The organism is Pseudobythopirellula maris (genome assembly GCF_007859945.1).
Taxonomy (GTDB): Bacteria; Planctomycetota; Planctomycetia; order Pirellulales; family Lacipirellulaceae; genus Pseudobythopirellula; species Pseudobythopirellula maris.
Map to the genome: position 1 here is coordinate 52,028 of NZ_SJPQ01000002.1, position 16,471 is coordinate 68,498.

Annotated in this window: 12 protein-coding genes and 5 tRNA genes; 1 reads left to right on the top strand and 16 read right to left on the bottom strand. The window is 65.7% G+C overall.

The genetic code is table 11. From position 1 onward, the window contains the following. Nucleotides 1-42: 42 nt before the first annotated feature. The 13 genes from rpoB to Mal64_RS08015 all read right to left on the bottom strand — a co-directional run bounded on the left by rpoB (nt 43) and on the right by Mal64_RS08015 (nt 10,560). Complete coding sequence (gene rpoB / locus Mal64_RS07955) at nt 43-3,759, bottom strand: DNA-directed RNA polymerase subunit beta (RefSeq protein ID WP_146398937.1); 3,717 nt, start codon at nt 3,757-3,759, stop codon at nt 43-45. 311 nt (nt 3,760-4,070) lie between these two features. Beyond that, the gene (gene rplL / locus Mal64_RS07960) at nt 4,071-4,481 is read right to left on the bottom strand and encodes a 50S ribosomal protein L7/L12 (protein WP_146398939.1); all 411 of its coding nucleotides are present in this window, start codon (nt 4,479-4,481) and stop codon (nt 4,071-4,073) included. A 257-nt stretch (nt 4,482-4,738) separates the two neighbouring features. Continuing rightward, nucleotides 4,739-5,263, bottom strand: a complete 525-nt coding sequence (gene rplJ, locus Mal64_RS07965) for a 50S ribosomal protein L10 (RefSeq protein WP_146398941.1) — start codon at nt 5,261-5,263, stop codon at nt 4,739-4,741. A gap of 63 nt (nt 5,264-5,326) precedes the next feature. Then, nucleotides 5,327-6,004 (bottom strand): 50S ribosomal protein L1, encoded by a 678-nt coding sequence (gene rplA / locus Mal64_RS07970; RefSeq protein ID WP_146398943.1) that lies wholly within the window; start codon nt 6,002-6,004, stop codon nt 5,327-5,329. Between the two features lie 186 nt (nt 6,005-6,190). Next, entirely contained in the window at nt 6,191-6,616 is a 426-nt protein-coding gene (gene rplK, locus Mal64_RS07975) for a 50S ribosomal protein L11 (protein WP_146398945.1), read from the bottom strand. Between the two features lie 132 nt (nt 6,617-6,748). Continuing rightward, entirely contained in the window at nt 6,749-7,633 is an 885-nt protein-coding gene (nusG, locus tag Mal64_RS07980) for a transcription termination/antitermination protein NusG (protein WP_146398947.1), read from the bottom strand. A 112-nt stretch (nt 7,634-7,745) separates the two neighbouring features. After that, nucleotides 7,746-8,153, bottom strand: a complete 408-nt coding sequence (gene secE, locus Mal64_RS07985) for a preprotein translocase subunit SecE (protein WP_231993632.1) — start codon at nt 8,151-8,153, stop codon at nt 7,746-7,748. A gap of 105 nt (nt 8,154-8,258) precedes the next feature. Next, nucleotides 8,259-8,331, bottom strand: a tRNA-Trp gene (locus Mal64_RS07990). A 91-nt stretch (nt 8,332-8,422) separates the two neighbouring features. Then, nucleotides 8,423-9,622 carry an elongation factor Tu gene (gene tuf, locus Mal64_RS07995; RefSeq protein WP_146398949.1) on the bottom strand — a complete coding sequence of 400 codons (1,200 nt, stop codon included), beginning with the start codon at nt 9,620-9,622 and terminating at the stop codon, nt 8,423-8,425. A 272-nt stretch (nt 9,623-9,894) separates the two neighbouring features. Next, nucleotides 9,895-9,967: transfer RNA gene (locus Mal64_RS08000), tRNA-Thr, on the bottom strand. 101 nt (nt 9,968-10,068) lie between these two features. After that, nucleotides 10,069-10,139: transfer RNA gene (locus Mal64_RS08005), tRNA-Gly, on the bottom strand. A 91-nt stretch (nt 10,140-10,230) separates the two neighbouring features. Next, nucleotides 10,231-10,312: transfer RNA gene (locus tag Mal64_RS08010), tRNA-Tyr, on the bottom strand. Nucleotides 10,313-10,487: 175 nt separating this feature from the next. Beyond that, nucleotides 10,488-10,560, bottom strand: a tRNA-Thr gene (locus Mal64_RS08015). A 411-nt stretch (nt 10,561-10,971) separates the two neighbouring features. On the opposite strand from Mal64_RS08015, the gene Mal64_RS08020 reads away from it, so the two are divergent. Continuing rightward, nucleotides 10,972-11,847, top strand: coding sequence for a hypothetical protein (locus Mal64_RS08020; protein WP_146398951.1), 876 nt, complete (start codon nt 10,972-10,974; stop codon nt 11,845-11,847). Between the two features lie 47 nt (nt 11,848-11,894). Here the strand turns inward: Mal64_RS08020 and can are convergent, their stop codons facing one another. The 3 genes from can to dxr all read right to left on the bottom strand — a co-directional run bounded on the left by can (nt 11,895) and on the right by dxr (nt 16,003). Further along, a complete protein-coding gene (gene can, locus Mal64_RS08025) occupies nt 11,895-12,533 on the bottom strand; it encodes a carbonate dehydratase (protein ID WP_146398953.1) in 639 nt (212 codons plus the stop codon). A gap of 63 nt (nt 12,534-12,596) precedes the next feature. Next, entirely contained in the window at nt 12,597-14,756 is a 2,160-nt protein-coding gene (locus tag Mal64_RS08030) for a site-2 protease family protein (protein WP_231993703.1), read from the bottom strand. Further along, nucleotides 14,747-16,003 carry a 1-deoxy-D-xylulose-5-phosphate reductoisomerase gene (gene dxr / locus Mal64_RS08035; protein ID WP_146398957.1) on the bottom strand — a complete coding sequence of 419 codons (1,257 nt, stop codon included), beginning with the start codon at nt 16,001-16,003 and terminating at the stop codon, nt 14,747-14,749. The genes Mal64_RS08030 and dxr overlap by 10 nt, the downstream gene beginning before the upstream one ends. Nucleotides 16,004-16,471: the final 468 nt, after the last annotated feature.

The following is a 16,471-nucleotide window of genomic DNA, read 5'->3' on the forward strand; positions in this document are numbered from 1 at the left end:
TTGCGCCTTCGCGCCTTTGCGTGAGACCCCTTGGCCGGCTGGTCAAACCGTCCGCTTCTCGAGTTGCATATTCAGACCCAGGCCGCGGATCTCGTTGGTGAGCACGTCGAAGCTCGCCGGCGTGCCGGCCTCGAGCGTGTTCTCGCCCTTGACCATCGACTCGTAGATCTTCGTGCGGCCCTCGACGTCGTCCGACTTCACCGTGAGCAGCTCCTGCAGGATGTAGGCGGCGCCGTACGCCTCCAGGGCCCACACTTCCATCTCGCCGAAACGCTGACCGCCGAAACGAGCCTTGCCGCCCAGCGGCTGCTGCGTGATCAGCGAGTAAGGCCCCGTGCTGCGGGCGTGCACCTTGTCGTCGACCAAGTGGTGCAGCTTCAGCATGTAGATGTAACCAACGGTGGTCTCCTGCTCGAACGGCTCGCCGGTGCGGCCGTCGTTCAGGCGCGGCTTGCCGTGCCGCGGCAGGCCGGCCTCTTCGAGCGCGTCGTTGATCTCCTCTTCGCTGGCGCCGTCGAACACCGGGGTGATCGCCCGGAACCCGAGGTGGGCGCCCGCCCAGCCGAGGTGCGTCTCGAGGATCTGCCCCACGTTCATGCGGCTCGGAACGCCCAACGGGTTGAGCATGATCTGAACCGGCGTGCCGTCCGGCAGGAACGGCATGTCTTCCTTGGGCATGATCTTCGAGATCACACCCTTGTTGCCGTGGCGGCCGGCCATCTTGTCGCCCACCGCGATCACGCGCTTCGTGGCGATGTAAACCTTGACCATCTGCAGCACGCCGCTGCGGAGCTCGTCGCCCCGCTTCATGCTGTTGATCGTGCGATCGCGGGAGTCGATCGCCTCTTCCACGGCCGGCCAGAGCTGCTTGTAAAGCTTCTCGATCTCCTTCTGCCGCTCGGGGCTGCGGATGTCGAGGCGCTCGAGGCGGAAGTTGGACGCCTGCTCGGCGACGAACTTGGGGTCCTGGTCGTGGACCAGGCTGTTCCCGTCGTCGTCGGTGAGCTTCTTCTTGAGCGCTCCCTCGACGGCGGTCACCAGCTCGGTGAACGCCTTGGCGATCGTCTCGGCGCCCTCGGCTTCGGCGTTCTTGAGCGTGCGCTCGAACTCCTTGCGTTCCTCCTCGGTGAGGCTCATGCGACGCGAGAACTTCTGCGTGTCGATGACGATCCCCTCGACGCCCGACGGGGCCTCGAGCGAGTCGTTCTTCACGTCTTCACCCGCACGGCCGAAGATGGCGTGCAGCAGCTTCTCTTCCGGCGTGAGCTCGGTCTTGCTCTTGGGCGAGACCTTGCCGACCAGGATGTCGCCCGGGCGGACGAACGTTCCGACGCGGACGATGCCCCCCTCGTCGAGGTTGCGGAGCATCTTCTCGCTGACGTTCGGGATGTCGCGAGTGAACTCCTCGCGGCCGAGCTTCGTCTCGCGGATCTCGACGTCGTACTCCTCGATGTGGATCGAGGTGTAGGTGTCTTTGTGGACCAGCTCTTCGCTGAGGATGATCGCGTCCTCGAAGTTGTAGCCCTCGAACGACATGAACGCGACGAGCACGTTGCGGCCCAAGGCCAAGTCGCCCTGCCAGGTGGCGGCGCCGTCGGCGATGACCTGGCCCTTCTCGACCTTGTCGCCCGGTTTGACGATCGGCTTCTGGTTCTGGCAGGTCCGCTCGTTGAGGCCCACGAACTTGCGGAGGTGGTGCACCTCGGGGCCGATCTCGATGCGGGTGGCGTCGACGTAGGTGATCGTGCCCTTGTGCCCGGCGCGGACCAGCATGCCCGAGTGCCGCGCGACCTCACGCTCCAGGCCGGTGCCGACGATCGGCGGCTCGGCCACCAGCAGGGGCACCGCCTGACGCTGCATGTTGGATCCCATGAGCGCGCGGTTGGCGTCGTCGTGCTCGAGGAACGGGATCAGGCCGGCCGACACGCCGATCATCTGGCTCGGCGCCACGTCGATGTACTCGATCTTGTCGACCGGCACCAAGCTGAAGTCGGCCATGAAGCGGGCAACGAGCGTGTCGCCCGTTATCTTGCCCTTCTCCACCGGGGCGTCGGCCGAGGCGACGTACGCCTCGTGCTCTTCGTCGGCCCGCAGCCACACGACCTCGTCGAGCAGCTTGCCCTTCTGGACCTTGCGGTAGGGCGTCACGAGGAAACCGTAATCGTCCACCGCCGCGTACATCGCGAGGCTCGAGATCAGGCCGATGTTCGTGCCTTCCGGCGTCTCGATCGGGCAGATGCGGCCGTAGTGCGAGATGTGAACGTCACGCACCTCGAAGCCGGCCCGCTTGCGGTTGAGGCCGCCCGGGCCGAGGGCCGAGAGCCGACGCTCGTGCGTGAGCATCGACAGCGGGTTCGTCTGGTCGACGACCTGCGAGAGCTCGCCGCGACCGAAGAAGTACTCGATCGCCGCCGAGATGCTCTTCGGGTTGATCAGGCTGCGCGGGGTCATGTCTTCCGCGTCTTTGAGGTTCATCCGCTCTTGCACGGTGCGGCGGAGCTTGAGGAAGCCCTTGCGGAGCTCGTCGTTGGCGAGCTCGTCGATCGTGCGCAGGCGCCGGTTGCCGAGGTGGTCGATGTCGTCCACGTAGGCTTCGCCCGTGCCCGAGGCGAGCTCGAGGATGTACTTCGCCGCCGCGATCAGGTCCTCCGACCGCAGGATCATCTCCTCCTCGGGCACGTCGAGGTTGAGCTTGCGGTTGATGCGGAACCGACCCACGCGGCCGAGCCGGTAGCGGTTCGCGTCGAAGAACTTCTCGTTGAACAGCGTGCGGGCCTTCTCCAGCTGCGGCGGGTTGCCCGGACGCAGCCGCTGGTAGATCCGCAGCAGGGCCTCTTCGTGGCTGCTGGTGACGTCGTCGGCCATCGCGTTGAGCAGGTGAGCGCTCGGCGGCGGGTCCATCACCTCGATCACCTTCACGCCCGACGAGCAGATCACCTCGGCCGTATTCTTCGTGATCCGCTGGGAGCACTCGACGATGATCTCGCCCGCGCGGTCGCTGCCGACCGGGAACACGATGTCGTCGACCGCCACCTTGCCCTCGATCTTCGCGACGCTGCGGCCGTCGACGATCTTCTGCTTGGTCACGTCGTAGAAGGCGCGGAGGATGTTCGCATCGAGCCCGAACTCGGGGCCCATCGCCCGCAGCAGCGTGACGATCGAGAACTTGCCGCTCTGGTCGATGCGGACCGTGATGCTGTCCTTCTTCGTCGTGTTGATCTCGATCCAGCTGCCCCGCTCGGGGATCACCCGGCAGCTGAAGACCTTGCGGTCGCCGGCCTCGATCTCGGAGACGAAGTCGATGCCCGGCGAGCGGTGCAACTGGCTCACCACCACGCGCTCGGCGCCGTTGATGATGAACTCGCCGCCGCCCATCATGATCGGCAGGTCGCCCAGGTAGACCTCTTCCTCGATCGGCTCCTCGCGGTCGAGCCGCAGCCAGATCCGCAGCGGGCGGCCGTACGTCAGGCGCAGCTGGCGGCACTCGTCCGGCTCGTAGCGCGGCTTGCCGAGCTCGTAGCGGACGTAGCTGAGCGAGATCGACTTGTCGTAGCTCTCGATCGGGAAGATCTCACGCAAGACCGACTCGAGGCCCTGCTCCGGATCCCGTTTGCCCGAGGGGCCCGGGTCGCTTTGCAGGAACCGCGCGTAGCTGACGGTCTGGATCGACGTCAGATCGGGGATCTCGTGATGGACACGCTCGCTCCCGTAGAGACGGACATCGGGAACGTGCAAGCGGCGTTGAGCGGTGACGGCCATGGTTCTGCCTACTCCGTTTTAAATACGGGCGCGTTTTTACGGGCGCGGGAACGCGTCGGGCACGCGCCCAGCTTGGGCGCGCACAGGGGCGGCGCGGCGCGAGTTCCCAGCGGGGAACGCGACCGGGCCCGCCGCCGGAGCGCTCGGGGCGCACCGGGGGCGGGCCGGCGTGCGCCGGCGATGAAGGGCGTATGGAAAGCTCTGAGGCAATCTCATCCAGCGATCCGGGAAGAAGCGTGGGCGCTCGCCGTCGCGCTCGCCAGGCCGTGCGGGCGGCCTGGCGGTGCGAGCGGCTCGACAACGTACGATCGCTACTTGATCGAGACGCTGGCGCCGGCTCCTTCGAGATCGGCCTTGACCTTCTCGGCCTCTTCCTTCGAGACGCCTTCCTTGACCTTGGTCGGAGCGCCCTCGACGGCCTCCTTGGCTTCCTTCAGGCCGAGGCCCGTGGCGGTGCGGACGACCTTGATCACGGCGATCTTGTTGTCGCCGAAGCCATCGAGCACCACGTCGAATTCGGTCTGCTCTTCGGCAGCGGCGGCGCCACCACCGTCAGCCGGACCGGCCATCACGACCGCGCCGCCACCGGCGGCGGGCTCGATGCCGTGGACTTCCTTCAGGTAGTCGCTCAGCTCCTTGGCCTCTTTGAGCGTGAGACCAACAATCTTGTCGCCCATCTCCTTCGTCACGTCGGAGAATTCCATTACGGCTTCGTCGCTCATCTTTGTCACCCTTTCTAACGATGGGGCCGCTCTAGTTCGGCCGGCGAGCCCCGTGCTTGCTTTGGTTACCGCCGGACCGCACCGGCGGGAAATCTCTCGTAGCGGGTCGGGCAAACGCTGCTAAGGCTGCGCCACGACCGCTTTGTTTTTGACGTCTCTTTGATCGAGTCGCGTCGCGTCTCGGTCTGGGTCTGGGTCTGGTCTCTGAATCTGGTATCTGGGTCGCGTGTCGATGCTTCTCGCGTTCCGAAGGAGGGTTACTCCTCGTCGCCTTCGGACTTCTGCTTGACCTGGCTGGCGAGCTGCTTGGCCGGGCCCAACAGCTGGGCGCTGAGCGTCATGGCCGGACCCATCACTTGGCCCATCAGCGTGCTGAGCATCTCGGTGCGGGTCGGCCACTTGCTCACGGCCTTGACCTCGTCGGCCGAGAGCTTGGCGCCGTCGAGCACCCCGCCGCTCGCCTTGAACTCCTCGTACTCCTTGTCATCGGCGAGGGCCGTGACTTCCTTGGCCAGGTCGACGATGTCCTCGCCGCCCCAGACCACGGCCATCGCTCCGTCCGTTCCCTCGAAAGCGGGCGCCAGCGACGTCCCCTCCGAGGCCCGGCGGGCCAGGCTGTTCTTGACGACCATCACGTGGATCGACTTCTCACGCAACCGCTTGCGGAGCGCGACGCAGTCGTTGGCCTCGACGCGGGCCATCTCGACCGTGATCGCTTCCTCGACGCCGTCCCAGCGGCGTTTGAGGTCGTCGATCATCAGCTGTTTGACTTGCTTGCTCATGACAAAACCGTTTGATGAAAACGTTTAGGTGGATGGGAGCCCGACTCCGGGCGGAGGCGCGGGTCAGACGGCGAGCTGAACGCTCGGGCTCATCGTCGCCGAGATGTAGGCGCCCTTCACGTAAACGCCCTTCACGGCGTTGGGCTTCATGGCGAGGATCTTGTCGACAAACGCTTGGATGTTGCCCGCCAGCTTGTCGGCGTCGAAGCTCAGCTTGCCGACGATGGCCTGCACGTTGCCGCCCTTGTCGTTGCGAAACTCCACCTTGCCCGCCTTGTACTCGGCCACCGTGGTCGCGGCGTCCGGCGTCACCGTGCCGGCGCGGGGCGAGGGCATCAGGCCGCGGGGGCCAAGCACCCGGCCCAACGGGCCAACGGTCTTCATCATGTCGGGCGTGGCGATGCAGACGTCGAAGTCGGTCCAGCCGCCCATGATCTTCTTGGCGAGCTCGTCGTCGCCCACGTGGTCGGCGCCGGCCTCTTCGGCCGCCTTGGCCTGGTCGCCCTTGGCGAACACCACGATCCGCTGCTGCTTGCCGATGCCGTGCGGCAACACGAGCGAGCCGCGGACGATCTGGTCGGCCTGGGTGTGGTCGACGCCCAGCCGGATGGCGACCTCGACCGATTGGTCGAACTTCGTGCCGTCGTACTTCTTGAGCTTCTCAACCGCCTGGCCGAGCGGCAGGGGGTCTTTAGAGGTTTTCTTCTCGAGCTCGCGGTAGCGTTTTGATTGCTTTGGCATTGCTGCTTCGCCCTCGGTTAAACGGGTAGGGGAAGTGTGGTCCAAACCGCCGGGGCCCTGACTCTCAGGGTCACTCCGGCGTCCCACCTTCGTGCTTTCTAAATAGCCCCCGGCCACTCGACCGGGTTGATGATTTAACGCAGCGTTATTTAGCCCCCCATCAATGACGGGGGCTAACTGCTGTCTTTAACCCTCGACCGTCAGGCCCATGCTGCGGGCGGTGCCGGCGATCATCCGCGAGGCGTGCTCGACATCGCGGGCGTTCAGGTCGTTCATCTTGGTCGTGGCGATCTCGGCCAGCTGGGCTTCGCTAACCGTGCCGACCTTGGTCTTGTTCGGGACGCCCGAGCCCTTGGCGATGCCGGCCGCCTTCTTCAGCAGAACCGCCGCCGGGGGGCTCTTGCAGACGAACTCAAACGAGCGGTCGTTGTAAACGCTCACCTCGACCGGGATCATCATCCCGTTCGCCTCGCGCGTGGCGTCGTTGAACGCCTGCACGAACTGACCGAGGTTGATGCCGTGCTTGCCGAGCGCGGTGCCGACAGGCGGGGCGGGGGTGGCCTGTCCGCCAGGGATCTGGAACTTCGCCATCCCTACAAGTTGCTTCGCCATGACCGTTTACGCGTTGTTGGGTGTTGTTGGGTGATTTGTCTCGAGCGAGGCCCGCGCCACGAAGGGGGGCCTCGATGGGGGCTCCGTGCCTGGGGGCGGGAGCCTCTGACCGGACAGCTAGGAAAGGCGTTATTAAAGGGTCTCGACTTGCCAGTACTCGAGTTCGACGGGGGTGCTGCGGCCGAAGATGCTGATCATCACCGTGACCTTGCCGCTCTGCGGGTCGATCGAGTCGACGTCGCCCTCGAAGTTCTCAAAGTTGCCGTCCTTGACCTTCACCTTGTCGCCAACCGCGAACTTGATGTTCAGCTTCGGCGTGTCTTCGGTCTCTTCTTCCTCCTGGTGGAGGATCATCGCGATCTCGTGCGGCTGCATCGGCGCCGGCTTGCCCGAGGCGCCGGTAAAGTCGCCGATCCCCGCCGTCTCGCGGATCGCGAACCAGGTGTCGTCGTTCACGTGCATCTGCACGGCGATGTAGCCGGGCCAGATCTTCCGTTCGACGATCTTCTTCTTGCCGTTCTTGAACTCGGTCACCTTTTCGGTCGGCACGATGATCTCGCCGAACAGGTGGTCGATGCCCTCGATCGCGACCTTGCGTTTCAGGGCGACGGCGCTGGTGCGCTCGCGGTTGCTCTGGACTTTGAGGATGTACCAGTCGTGGCGGATCTCCTCTTCGTCGTCGTCGTCCATCTCGATGGGACCGGCGGGCGCCACGGCGGGCGGCTCCTCGTCGATCTCCATCGCCTCTTCGGCGGCGTTGAGGTCCTCGAGTTCCTGGGCCGTGAGGCCCGGGACCGACGACGGCGAATCGGTCGATGAAACGTCCGTCAGGTCGCCTTCCGACTCACCCTGATCGGCAGCCGACTCCTCGGCCTCCGCTTGCTCGGTGGCGGGGGCCTGAGCGGCTTGCTGATCGGCGGGAGCGTCGCCCTCGGCGCGAGACGCATCGCCCTCGGGGGCCGGCGCCGCTGGGGCGTCGGTCTCGAGCTTCTCATCTTTGGCGACTTCTTCGCTCAACGTCTCACTCAACGCCGTCTGACGACTGGCTCTCGGGGAAATGGCTCTCGGGAAAACGTCTCTTCAGGGAATCGATTCAGGGGATAGCCTGTCCGCGGCCCCCAGACGCCCTCTAACCGAGAAGGGCGCCGAACACAGATTTCCAAATCAGGTCGTAAGCAAACAGCAACGCGGCCAACAGGAAAATGACCAGGATGACGACAACCGACGCCCTGATCAGCTTGCCCTGCGAGGGCCACGCCACCTTGTTCATCTCCGCCTCGACGGAGATTAAAAAATCAGCAAACTGCGGCAGGTGGACCAACCGGAACGACGCCCAAAAGCCAAGCGCCAAAACGGCGAGCGGCGTGGCGATCGCCATGCCGGCCGAGGCGCCTTGCCCCTCGAGCCAACCACGCAGGCTCCACACGCCACAGGCGACCAGCACCATCAGAGCGTACATCGTTACCTGCCGGGCGTAGCGCCCTTGGGTCCGCTTGTACAAACCGAAGTTAAACAGCTCTTGGAGGTACGCAGCCACTCGTTGGCGCCTTTTCTCGAAGCTTTATCTCAAACCGCGATAGCCCGCCGCGAGGCGGGAGCCGCTGCCCCGCGCAGGTCTGCCTGCGAGGATCGCGACATGAAGCAGGGGCGGTGGGACTCGAACTCACAACCCCCGGTTTTGGAGACCGGTGCTCTGCCAATTGAGCTACGCCCCTATGCGACCCGCAGAGGGTTGAGCGGGGGAAAGGAGGTCGCCTCGCTTTCCCCCACCCTACTTGCTCTGCAGATCTACTCGATCTTGTCTCTCTACTCGATGATCTTCGTCACAACGCCCGAACCGACCGTCTTGCCACCCTCGCGGATGGCGAAGCGGGCCCCGTCGTCCAGGGCGATCGGCTTGGAGAGCTCGACGCTCAGCTTGGCGTTGTCGCCCGGCATGCACATCTCGGCGCCACCGGCCAAGTTGGCCGCACCCGTGACGTCGGTCGTGCGGAAGTAAAACTGCGGGCGGTAGCCGCTGAAGAACGGCGTGTGACGGCCGCCCTCTTCCTTGCTGAGGATGTAAACCTCGGCCTCGAACTTGGTGTGCGGCGTGATCGAGCCCGGCTTGGCCAGACACTGGCCACGCTGGATGTCCTCACGCTTGACGCCGCGGAGCAGGCAGCCGACGTTCTCGCCGGCGTGGCCCTCGTCCATCGTCTTGTTGAACGCCTCGACGCCGGTGCAGGTCGTCTTCTCGGGGGCCTCGCTCAGGCCGACGATCTCGACCTCGTCGCCCACCTTGATCACGCCCCGCTCGATGCGGCCCGTGGCCACGGTGCCACGACCCTCGATCGAGAAGACGTCCTCGATCGCCATCAAGAACGGCTTGTCGTTCTCGCGGACCGGCTCGGGGATATAGGTATCGATCGCCTCGAGCAGCTCATCGATGCACTTCTGCGCCTCGGGGTCCGAGGGGTTCTCGATGGCGGCCTTCGAGTTGCCGCGGATCAGCGGCACGTCGTCGCCTGGGAAGTCGTTGGCGGTGAGCAGCTCACGCACTTCGAGCTCAACGAGCTCGAGCAGCTCCTCGTCGTCGACCAGGTCGCACTTGTTGAGGTAGACCACGATCTTCGGCACGCCGACCTGACGGGCGAGCAGGATGTGCTCGCGGGTCTGCGGCATCGGGCCGTCCGGGGCCGACACGACCAGGATCGCGCCGTCCATCTGGGCGGCGCCGGTGATCATGTTCTTGATAAAGTCGGCGTGGCCCGGGCAGTCGATGTGGGCGTAGTGCCGGTTCTCGCTCTCGTACTCGACGTGAGCCGCGGCGATCGTGACGGTCTTCGTCGCGTCGCGGACGGTGCCGCCCTTGGCGATGTCGGCGTACGACTTCGCCTTGGCGAGGCCCTTGGCGGCCTGCACCGCCACGATGGCGCCGGTGGTCGTGGTCTTGCCGTGGTCGATGTGACCGATGGTCCCAACGTTCACGTGCGGCTTCGTACGCTCGAAGGTGTCCTTGGCCATTTTTCTCCCTAACTAAGTAGCAGTTTGGCTGGAGTAATTGTTCGTGTTAGCAAAAACCTGGACGGCCGCGTCCGCGTATCCGTTGGTCTGTTTCGCTTCGCTGTTCTTCGCTTCGTTGCTCTTCGCTTCGCTGTCGATCCGTTTCGGCTAGCAGCCGCTGACGGCTACGCTCCGCATCCCTTCCGCAGCCTGCGCCGCGCCGCTTCCTTGCCCGATCCTTCGCCCCGCCGCCTGAGCGGAAGAAGCACTCGCCGCCTCGCCATCCTATCGAGAGCTGCTGACGAGACTTGAACTCGTGACCTCATCCTTACCAAGGATGTGCTCTACCAACTGAGCTACAGCAGCAAAGGGGGCTGTTGGCTATTAGCCGCCTGCCATTGGCTGGTTACTTAACTCGACTCTCCCTTTGTCGCCAACAAGCTGACGGCCAACGGCCTCTTACTCAAAGCGGGTGAAGGGAATCGAACCCTCGTCTTCAGCTTGGAAGGCTGTGGCTCTACCATTGAGCTACACCCGCAACTCGAATCCGAAATCGGGAATCCGGAACGCGGAATCGCCTCGACACTGACCCTCTAAATCCCGCTAACCGACTCCCGCAATCGCTCTAGTGGTGGGTGCAGGATTCGAACCTGCGAAGGCATAGCCATCTGATTTACAGTCAGACCCGTTTGACCGCTTCGGTAACCCACCGTTGCCGGCAAGCCAGTTTAGGTAGACCACCGCGTGGCGCCGTCGCTCTGGCGGGCCCTCGCAAGGACCAAACAGGCCACCGCTAAGTAGACCCGCTGCGCCTGGCGGCGTCACCCCGTAAGGCCCGCTCCCACTTGGCTCGTCGCTCTTGACTCGAATCAGCCTTCTTAAAATCAGCTAGCGGAGGGACTTGAACCCACAACCTGCTGATTACAAATCAGCTGCTCTGCCAATTGAGCTACGCTAGCCCAACTCCCGCAAACTCTTGCGAATCGCCTAACATAGCGGGCCCCCCAAGGGCTCGCAAGGGCGGGCGGGCACGGTTCTCGGCCTTTTTCGGCGGCGAACGCTAGCGTTTGGCGTTTTTCTAGCCTTCGGACTCGCCACCCCGCCGGATAATGACGCCAGCTCTCCGTGATTAGTTCGGCGCGGCGTCGGCACTCCGTGGGGAACTCTAGGAATCGCCACGCAGCGTACGTGAGATCACGAATAATCGGCGGCCAACGACCGATTTTGTCCTTTATCTCACCCACCAGCGGCGACGTTGCGGGTCTGAGCTATTCCCGCACGCTCGAAATTGGTATTCCTGCCGCCCCCCACCTAACAAGGCCCTCCCCGCAGGCGCCCCGCCCCCCCATCCCCCCAGGAGTTTGAGCGCCGTGACGCGACTCTCCTCCCTGCTGCTGGCCCTAGCCGCTCTGTTTTTGCTCTCCCCCTTCGCCTGGGGCCAGGAGATCATCTCCCAAACCGCGCCTGGTCAGGAAACGATCACCCTCGAACGCGGGCGAGTCGCCCCGGTCCTCGACAAGGTGGGCTGGGTGCTTGGCCTGCCCAACAAGCTGCTGCTGTGGGACCGCCGAGCCGACAACCATGAGATTTCGGCCGAAACCGAGCAACGGGTCGTCGAATACCTGGCCGAGAACGACTTGGAAGGGGTCAAAGTGCGGGTCAACCAGTACGACCCCCTGGGAGAATGGCGGCGTCTGCGAGAGAACGACCGGATCGGCGCCGGCTGGCGCTACACCGTCGGCAGCCTCTACACGCTCGGCTACACGCTGCTGCCGGGCCGGCTCTTGGGGGGCGACTCCTACAACCCCTACACCGACACGGTGAACATTTACTCCGACATCCCCGCCATCGCGGTCGAGCAAGCCGCCTACGCCAAGGACGTGCACAGCCGCGAGCGGCCGGGGGGCTACGCCGCCCTGCAAAGCCTGCCGCTGGTCGCCCTGACGCACGAGAACCAGACTAAGCAGGATGTCTTCGAGCATTTCGACCAACACGGCGACCCCGCCGAACGGGCCGAGGCGCGGCGGGTGCTCTACCCGCAGCTCGGGGTCGAAGTAGGTGGCCAGATTGGCACGCTGGTGCCGCAAGGCATGGCGCTGATGCAGCTGGCCGGGGCGGCGGTCGGCCATGTGGCGGGCCAAAAGGAAGCGGAGCGTGTTTCCCAAAGCGCCGTCGCGGAAGGACATACTGCCAAACCGAGCGTCCCGGTCGCCGCTCACCCCGCAGGGGCGTGGAACGGCTACTGAGCCGCCCGCCGCTTAACGCCCCCGTCGGGCGCCCCCATTCAGGCGATTCATTCGATCGCGGCCACGGCCCGCTCGTAGACGTCCGCGATCTCCGCTTCGGCGAGCACGGTGATGTCCAGATCGCGAAGCAGCCCCTCTTTGAGGCCGTAGATCCAGCCGTGCACCGCGAGCTCCTGGCCGGCGGCCCAGGCGTCGCGGACGATCGTCGTCTGGCAGACGTTCATGACCTGTTCGATGACGTTGAGCTCGCACAGCCGGTCGTGGGCCGCAGGGCCGGCCGCGTCGACCAGCTTGCGGTGCCTCTGCTTCACGTCGCGGATGTGGCAGAGCCAGTTGTCGATCAGGCCGATCCGCTGGTCGTGGAGCGCCGCCCCCACGCCGCCGCAGCCGTAGTGGCCGCAGACGATGATGTGCTCGACCTTGAGCGCGTCGACGGCGTACTGCATCACCGACAGGCAGTTGAAGTCGGTCTGCACCACTACGTTGGCGATGTTGCGGTGAACGAACATCTCGCCCGGCATCAAGCCAACGAGCTGCGTGGCGGGCACGCGGCTGTCGGAGCAGCCGATCCACAGGCAGCTGGGCGACTGCTGGTCCGCCAGCTTGTCGAAAAACTCGGGGTCCTGTGCGCGGATCCCCTCGGCCCAAGTCCGGTTGCTCTCGAAGAGGTGGCTGAGTTTGCGCATGGGGAGCGATTAACCTTTAGCGGTTAGCGAACCACCTGGACCCCACGCGACCCCCCGTGCGACTCAAAGCCCACGCGGGAGAATACCGAGGTCCAGGGCGAAGATGAACGCCATGAATCCCAAGAGGAACAGCATGCCGGCGCCGGTGAGGGTGGTGACCACCTTCTCGCCGGCGGGTCGGCCGCGGAGGCCCTCCCAGGCGAGGAACACCATGTGCCCGCCGTCGAGCACCGGGATCGGCAGGAAGTTGAGCACCGCCAGGTTGGCGCTGAGCATCGTGAGGAACAGCAGCAACGCGCCGGGGCCCTCGAAGGCCGAGGCCCCCGCCACCTTGGCGATCGTGATCGGACCGCCCAGGGCGGTGACCGGTACCTGCGTGCCGATCTTGCTCAGGAAGCGGTAAACGCTCGTCAGGGCGCTCCAGGTCGACTCGCCCGCCATGCTGACCTGCTCGCCCAGGTCCTGGGCGCGGCGGATCTCCTTGAGCGGCTCGATGCCGATGCCGCGGGTCTCGACAAACGCGTCGCCCAGGGCCCGCACGCCGAGCGTGACCGGGTGCTTTTTGCCGTCGCGAAGCACCTCAAAATCGGCCCGAAAATCGGACGACTTGTCCTGCACGCTCAAGAGCACGCTCGGCCAGGCGGGCGACTCGTCGGTGAGCGGGATCGGCTTCATGCCGGCCGGGGCCCCGTCCGCCTTGTCGGTCGAGTGGTACGCGACCGACACGATCCGGTCGCCCGGCTTCAGGTCGACCGCGGCGGCCGGGCTGTCGGCGATCACCGCCTGCACCTCGGCGATGAGCGGGCAGGCGACGCCGAGCGACGTGAGCGCCAGCGGCGCGTTGTCCGTGAACGAGCGTTCCGGCCAGGTCGGCGCGCGGGGGGCGACCGAGAGCACGATCGGCTCCTCAGCGCCGGCGCGTTCGATGGCGAGCGTGACCGTCTCGCCCGCGGCGGCCAGGGCCGCCAGGCGGTCGTCGAGCGTCACGGGATCGTAGGCCTCGGCGCCGTCTTCGCCAGCGCCGATCGCCACGCCGTTGACCGAAAGCAGCCGGTCGCCCGCCTCGAGGCCAGCCTCGGCGGCCGGCGAACCGGCCTGCACGGCTTGCACCGGGCCGAGCGTGGCGACCACGCCGAAACGCTCCATCGGGTTCGGCCCCACGGTGACCGACACGCGTTCGCCGCCCGTGGCGGCGCTATCGCCAGCCTTCTTTTTGGCTCCGCGGAGCAGCGTGTAGGTGACGTCTTGCGACTTGTGGCGCTCGAGCACTGAGATTAGGTCGGCGTAATTGGTGACCGGCTCGCCGTTCGCCTCGACGATCAGGTCGCCCGGCTGGAACGACCCCTCGGGGGCCGCCGATGCCGGGCTGTGGGGCACCGTCGGGTTCTCGGCCGAGACCCGCGGCGTGACGGGCGTGCTGATGCCGACACGCGGCAGGGCATCCGACTGGTCGGGGTGCAGCACGATCGTCTCGGTCGTCTCCGTGCCGTAGCGTTTGACAACGCACTCGACGCCGGCGTCGAGGTCGCCGAGCATGACTTGGCTGATGAACTGCTCAAAAGTGGGGTTCTCGATGCCGTCGGCCCGCACGATGCGGTCGCCGGTCCTGAGTCCGGCGCTCCAGGCCGGCCCGCCGGGCGTCGTGCTCGCCACGACGGTGGGGGCCTTCGGCACGCCGAGACCGTAGGCGAAGAACGCGAAGACGAACGCGAAGATGATGTTCATCACCACGCCGGCCGAGATGATGGCCATCCGCTGCGGCACGCTCTTGGCCATGTAGTGGCGGCGGTTGATCCAGTAGGTCTCGCCCCCCGGACCGGTGACCTCCACGGCCTCCGGGTCGTCGGCGTTGCTCTTGGAGAGCTCGAGCATCTCTTCGACGCTGGCCACGGTGTCGTCCTGGCCGTACATCTTCACGTAGCCGCCCAGCGGCAGCACGCCGATGCCGTACTCGGTCTCGCCGATCTTCTTCTTCCAGAGGGCGCGGGGGAGGCGGATCGGGCCGATCTTGATCGGCGGATCGAAGCCGACGTAAAAGCGGTCGCAGCGCACCCCGCACCACTTGGCCACGGCGAAGTGGCCCAGCTCGTGGACAAAGATCACGGCGCCCAAGCCCAAAACGACCTGCAAGATCACCAGCAGGTAGTGACCCCACGAGGAGGCGGCGAGCAGCAACGCATCAATCATCGGCGGCGACGCAACGGCGTCGGCGATCAGGCACATGCCCAAGTTTGAACCTCCTGGCGGGCCCAGCGGTCGAGCTCTACGAGCCGCTCGAGCGTGGGGTCGGAATCGAAAGTGTGCGACTCGAGAATGCTGCGGCAGGCCGGCACGATCTCGGTGAAGTGCAGGTCACCCTCGAGAAAAGCTTCTACGGCGGATTCGTTGGCGGCGTTCAGCACGGCGCCGCTCGTGCCCCCCGCCTCGGCGCACTCGAAGCCTAACTTCAAGGCGGGGAAGCGGTCGAGGTCGGCCGGCTCGAACTCGAACCGGTGCGTCTGTGTCCAGTCGAGCCGCTCGGCCGGGCCGCTGCGGCGATGCGGGTATTCCAGGGCGTGCTGGATCGGCAGCCGCATGTCGGGCGGGCCGAGCTGGGCCATCACCGAGCCGTCGACGTACTCCACCATCGAGTGGACCACCGATTGGGGGTGGATCACGACCTCGATCTTGTCGGCGGGCAAATCGAACAGCCAGTGGGCCTCAATGATTTCGAGCGCCTTGTTCATCATCGTCGCCGAGTCGATCGTGATCTTCGGGCCCATGTTCCAGGTGGGATGGGCCAAGGCCTCGTCGACGGTGACCTGCGTCAGCGATTCAGCCGACCAAGTGCGAAACGGCCCGCCGCTGGCGGTGAGCACCACCCGCTCGACCTCGTCACGCCCGCCACAACGCATCGCCTGGAAGATCGCGCTGTGCTCGCTGTCGACTGGTAGCAAACGGGCGACGCCGCCGCCGAGCAGCTCGTCGTGGCCCTTGCAGGCCGCCGCACCGAGCGCCTGGCGGACCAACGGCCCGGCCATGACCAGCGTCTCTTTGTTCGCCAGGGCGACGGTCTTCTTGGCCCCGATCGCCGCGAGGGTGCTCGCCAGGCCCGTGCTGCCGACGATCGCCGCCAGCACCACGTCGACTCCCGCGTCGGCCGCCACCTTTTCTAGGCCCTTAGGGCCTTTGAGCAATTCCGTGCCCGCCGGCAGCTGGCTCCAATCGTGCCGGCCGGCGGCCGCGGCGTCGGTCGCCACGACCCAACGCGGCTTCAGGCGGATCGCCTGCTCGACGAGGCGGTCGAAATTGCGGTGCCCCGAGAGGGCGACCGCCTGCAAACGCCCATCGCTCGCCTCGATCACGCTCAGGGCGTTGCGGCCGATGCTGCCCGTGGCGCCGAGCACCGCCACACGGCGCGGCGATTCGGTCGGCTTCGAGCCGTCCGTGGCGCCGTTCGAGGGCCCGGCGGTGCTGCTAGCGTTGGGCATTTTTCGGTTCGCCGGCTGACCGTGGTGAGGAAGCGGGGTAGGCTTTGGCGTGGCCGCAATACGGCAGTCGCCGAACATCGCTGGTCGGACAGGCCTGTGGAAGGCAGGGGCCTTCGGATGTCACGGGCCTGGGAGCATCTCGGGCCATGCGGAATACAGGGCCGTAACGTGGGCTTTCGGCTTGCGGGTCGGGGTGACTCGACGCGGAACGTCGCTGGCGCGGCTGTGCGGCGCCGCGACGCCCGATTGCGACGGTTGTGCCACTAAAGCGAGACAAAGGTCTTGCGAGACGCGGCCAGCCTCAAGCCTCCCGCCACTGACTGACAGGGCCAGTGGAACCAGGCCATTGGCGGAACGGGGAATGACGCTAAACAATGGTAAGCATTAAGGTTGGGGCAAGCTAAGCGATTCTAGGGGGGTCCCCCGGGCCGTACAAGGCTTTGGCCTCCGCGGCTCGCAAACGCTTGG

Bases quoted from the DNA above. Each gene is read 5' to 3' on its own strand.
- can (WP_146398953.1), bottom strand. From the start codon at position 12,533: ATGCGCAAACTCAGCCACCTCTTCGAGAGCAACCGGACTTGGGCCGAG.
- dxr (WP_146398957.1), bottom strand. From the start codon at position 16,003: ATGCCCAACGCTAGCAGCACCGCCGGGCCCTCGAACGGCGCCACGGAC.
- rplL (WP_146398939.1), bottom strand. From the start codon at position 4,481: ATGAGCGACGAAGCCGTAATGGAATTCTCCGACGTGACGAAGGAGATG.
- tuf (WP_146398949.1), bottom strand. From the start codon at position 9,622: ATGGCCAAGGACACCTTCGAGCGTACGAAGCCGCACGTGAACGTTGGG.
- rplK (WP_146398945.1), bottom strand. From the start codon at position 6,616: ATGGCGAAGCAACTTGTAGGGATGGCGAAGTTCCAGATCCCTGGCGGA.
- rpoB (WP_146398937.1), bottom strand. From the start codon at position 3,759: ATGGCCGTCACCGCTCAACGCCGCTTGCACGTTCCCGATGTCCGTCTC.
- Mal64_RS08030 (WP_231993703.1), bottom strand. From the start codon at position 14,756: ATGTGCCTGATCGCCGACGCCGTTGCGTCGCCGCCGATGATTGATGCG.
- rplJ (WP_146398941.1), bottom strand. From the start codon at position 5,263: ATGAGCAAGCAAGTCAAACAGCTGATGATCGACGACCTCAAACGCCGC.
- rplA (WP_146398943.1), bottom strand. From the start codon at position 6,004: ATGCCAAAGCAATCAAAACGCTACCGCGAGCTCGAGAAGAAAACCTCT.